Consider the following 4,430-nt stretch of genomic DNA (forward strand, 5'->3'; position numbering starts at 1 on the left):
AATATAAGTATGTATAGTTTCATTATCACTCAACATTTCATTACTCCTAACTTTAGCCATATATTGCTGATAAAGCTGATCTAGTATTGCAGCAGCTTTATCATGATCATCAATCACTAAATCAATAATCTCCGTCATAGCAAAATTTTCTTGATCCAATAGTTGATGTCCATATTTATTTCTTTCATCAATATCTAAGGGAAAGTAAGCAATGTTAGTTATGCTTTCTGATTTCGAAAAACCACCATCACCTTGGATTTGAAGAAAACCGTTAACTTTCTCCAGTAAAAAATCACGTTCAAAGTGATTAGAATAACTTACTTTTTCCCATAAAGGAGATGCTTCCAATCTTTCGATAAATAGCTCTTTCGGTATGACATCAATAGGAGTCTCTCTGCGCACTCCTGTATCAGGCAGTTCCGGTGGATTATCATATTCGGGTGGTTCATAGCATATTACTGGTTTGTTATTATTGACAGGTTCATTTATTATTGCCTGTTCACCATCTTGCAGTAGTGCTGGCTCACTAGCCATGACTTTTGAAATACTTGCGGTTGTACAACTTGCTAATGACAGTGACATTGCTATAAAAATAAGTTTAACCACGAAACACACCTAATTAATTGTCAAGCCTGTTAACATAGCCAAGTTGCACTCTTTGATATAATGACTGGTTCGGTTCATGCCCCAAAGCTCAAACAATATATTGTTATAACGAATATAAGTATGTAAGGTTTCATTGTCACTTAGGATTTCGTTGTTTTCTACTTTGACTGAATATTGCTGATAAAGCTGATTCAGTATTGCAGCAGCTTTATCGTGATCATTAATGACTATATTGATAATTTCTGTCATAGCACTTTTTTCTTGATCCAATAGCTGATGTCCATACTTGTTTCTTTGTTTTACGTTTAAAGGTGAATAAGCAATTTTAGTTATCTTTTCTGACTTCGAAAAACTACCATCACCTTGGATTTGAAGAAAGCCATTAATCTCACTTAATCTAAAACTGGATCTGTCTTCATCTTTACGTTCTGTTTGCTCCCATAAGGGAGAGGCTTTTAATCTTTCAATAAATAGCTCTTTCGGTATGACATCAATAGGAGTCTCTCTCAATACTCCAGTATCCAGTGGTATAGGTTGGTTGTCATAGCCTGTCGGTTCATGACACATTACTGGTTTGTCATTATTTACAGGTTCATTTATCATTGCCTGTTCATCATCTTGCAGTAATGCTGGCTCACTAGCCATGACTTTTGAAGTACTTAAGCTTGTACAGCTTGCTAATGACAGTGACATTGCTATAAAAATAAGTTTGGACGCTTTCATAATATTAACCTTCTAGAATTAATTATAGTAACTATTCAGTATCGGAGTAGTCCATGCTTCTGTCATTTCCCAGAATATCCCATTGCCACTTAAATAAAGCACGCATATGATTCTCAAATGGGTTAGCTGTAGTAGTAACACGTATTCTTTCAGGGTTTGCTTTATCGTCGTAATCCATTAAATTATCGGTATCGGAGTTTTTCAAGGTAGTTGTCACCATCAAGCCGAATTAAGCGGCCTGTAATCTCGTTTGGTGTTGTTCTTTTACAGGGTTTAGGGTTGTCGGACCCACAGGCTTACAGTTTCTCACCTCTTGAGTTCCCCAACGTATCGGGTTTTTATCTTTAGCGGCCTCCATCGTTAGCAGACGCTTCGCCAGTATTTCCTTATCCTCACCCGTATGGCGCTGATGGGGCGTCACAAAGTTAAGCTGGCTGTGCTTGTGCTCGCCATTGTACCAGCGCGTGAAAGTCAGTACCCAGTCACGAGCCGCCTCTAAGCTTTTAAAGCCATCGGTCGGCCAATTAGGGCGATACTTGCAAGTCTTAAACAAAGACTCTGCAAACGGATTATCGTTACTCACACGCGGTCTGCTGTATGACGTCACAACGCCTAACTCATACGCTTTCATGCGCATGGTTTGAGCTTTCATCGGTGCCCCATTGTCTGAGTGTAATACCACGCCCGTATGTAGTGCATTTTCACTGATTAGGGTACGCTCAAGCAGCTTAGCTGCTAATACCCCTGACTCGTGGTCATACACCTCTTGACCGACAATCTTACGGCTATAGACATCCTCTATCATATACAGATAATAAAACTGCCCACGAACTGGACTTGGCAGATAGGTGATGTCCCAGCAGAACACCTGACCTGGGCCTGTGGCGGTAAAGGTTTGTGGTGCCTTGGATACGCGAGGAGCCAAAGCTCGACCACGATGGTTGAGTTGATTGTACTGCTTTAGCACGCGATAGAAGGTGGACTCACAGCCATAGTACACCCCCTCATCTAGCAGGGTCGGTACGATCTGGGTGGGCGGTAGACTGGCAAAGCGCGGCTGGTTGCAGACGGCTATAATCGCAGCTTGCTCAGTCGGTGTCAGTTTATTCCTCGGGGCTTGGCGCACGGCATCACACCGTTTGTCACCACTCACTTGACCCGCTTTATACCAGCGCCGATAGGTACGCACGCTGATACCAACTTCAATACAGGCCAAGGTTAATCTGGCCCCTGATCCATTGGCCTCTTGTATCCAATCTATGTACTGTGTGCGCTTAGGGAGCAAGGTTAGTCGTCCTCGTGCTCCTCCCAAAACGCTTCCAACTTTTTTCTGAGCACCAGCAAAGCGGCAGTTTCAGCTAAGGCCTTCTCCTTTCTAGCAAGCTCTCGGGTGAGCTGTTTGATCTGTTTGCGATCCGCTTGCTGCTGACGCTTGTCTTTTAGGCTTTGTGGTTTGCTATGACTGAAGCCTTGTAGGGCATTAGCACGCCAAGCTTTGATTTGTTCAACATACAAACCTTTGCTACGGCAGTATTCGCTAAGCTCACTCTCACTTAAGGCGGCAGTCTCGATGACGGTGGCAAGTTTGGTCTCACTGGTCCAGTCATCGGGGGTTTTGTTGTGTCCAGGCATGGGATGACCTTGTTGTCGAGCCTCGTTGCGCCAATTATACAGGGTCTGTAATCCGATGCCTTCACTTCTTGAAACTTCGGCTACGCTCATGTTGCTTGGGGGTTGTAGTTTGCTGAGTATGGCTTGTTTACGCTCTTCACTATAACGTGGCATGATGTGTCCTTGATGCCCCCATTTGGATTATTCTTTAGGGGTGACAACTATCCTGCCATAGGGGGGTATAACCTCTATAAAAGCTATATGCAGGAGAGACATAGCCCTCAATATCATTGAAAATAAATGGGAACAAGTGAAGTTTCTACGCCAAGGTTGGTTGGAAAACGACTTATCCAAATTGTTTTATGATGTTTGTCCTAACCATAACAATTTTATTTTGAACTAACTATAGAAATATAATAACTTTATAAGTTCTAAGTGTTTTTATGATTTAGTTAACTGCGCTTGCTTTTTATTTTTGAATATATATAAATAGAATAGAGGATAGCCCATAACATAGGTAGTATGTAGTATATATCCGCATAAAATATATTTGATCTTAAATCAGTAAATATATTAGCCTCTTGCACATTTATATAGTTATCATAAACACCAAGCAGGAAAAATATAAATGTAATTATCAAGTTGATTACAGCGATAAGTATTAAAGGAAGTGTTTTATTGTCATTTTTCAAGTATAAAGAGGATATTGAGGTAATAACGATATGCATAAAAAATACGAATATATTAAATCTTATAAGAGCTTTCTGATACTGATCAAGATTACCTAGCCCTTGTATTTGAAAGTGATTTTCAGTATGAAAATATCCATAAGTTAATGAAAGATATAGGATGATTTCAGCTAAAATAATTAGAATTAAATAAAATATATGTCGATAAAGCATACATAGGCCTTTGGAGTATTTTGATTATTGCAGGTTTTGGTTTTTTAGTTGATAGTTTTATTAAAAATTCGTAAACGTTTTAATGCATTTATATTATGGATTAAAACGTTTGTATAGCCTATTACCATAAGCTTGACCTAAATTATTCGCATACATATCAGATTCGTAGTCGTCAGAACTGCCTCCCATTATAGCGTCCCAAGCTTCAGCTCCATATTGAGCTGCATCTACTGTCATCTTAAATGAAGTATATGCTAAATAGGCACTATGGGTAAAATGTTGAATTTTATCATAGCCAGGGTCGTTTTCGTTCGCGCGTATTAATGCTTCATATATATGATAGAATGCATAATTTTCAGCAGTTGAGCTATCTGTGACGTTTTTACCAAATATATTATCAATATCTTCAATAATTGTTTTAGGATTACTCGCTTCCTTCAGAAAACTTTCAAATATTTTTACCATAACTATTTTATAAATCAAAGGTTGGTATTCTTTCGAACCTGACTTACTGGATTCTGCTTTGAAGATACTTAGTGCTTTTTTTACGTATTCATTCTTTAGTTTATTTGGGTTATTAATATACTC

General features: G+C 39.2%; 4 protein-coding genes. All 4 read right to left on the reverse strand.

Annotation, left to right across the window (positions count from 1 at the left end; translation table 11 throughout):
* Positions 1-606: hypothetical protein (locus tag ACT3SX_RS14030; protein ID WP_444761793.1), on the reverse strand; the 606-nt coding region annotated here is incomplete at its 3' end.
* A 9-nt stretch (positions 607-615) separates the two neighbouring features.
* Complete coding sequence (locus tag ACT3SX_RS14035) at positions 616-1,329, reverse strand: hypothetical protein (protein WP_444761794.1); 714 nt, start codon at positions 1,327-1,329, stop codon at positions 616-618.
* A gap of 229 nt (positions 1,330-1,558) precedes the next feature.
* A protein-coding gene (locus ACT3SX_RS14040; RefSeq protein ID WP_225739169.1) for an IS3 family transposase occupies positions 1,559-3,114 on the reverse strand; the annotation gives its coding sequence in 2 pieces (ribosomal slippage) (positions 1,559-2,661 and positions 2,661-3,114; 1,557 coding nt in all).
* Between the two features lie 821 nt (positions 3,115-3,935).
* Positions 3,936-4,430, reverse strand: a 495-nt coding sequence (locus ACT3SX_RS14045; protein WP_444761795.1) for a hypothetical protein, incomplete at its 5' end; no start/stop codon positions are given.

Source organism: Psychrobacter sp. AOP31-B2-9 (assembly GCF_052378005.1).
Taxonomy (GTDB): domain Bacteria; phylum Pseudomonadota; class Gammaproteobacteria; order Pseudomonadales; family Moraxellaceae; genus Psychrobacter.

Bases quoted from the DNA above. Each gene is read 5' to 3' on its own strand.
- ACT3SX_RS14035 (WP_444761794.1), bottom strand. From the start codon at position 1,329: ATGAAAGCGTCCAAACTTATTTTTATAGCAATGTCACTGTCATTAGCA.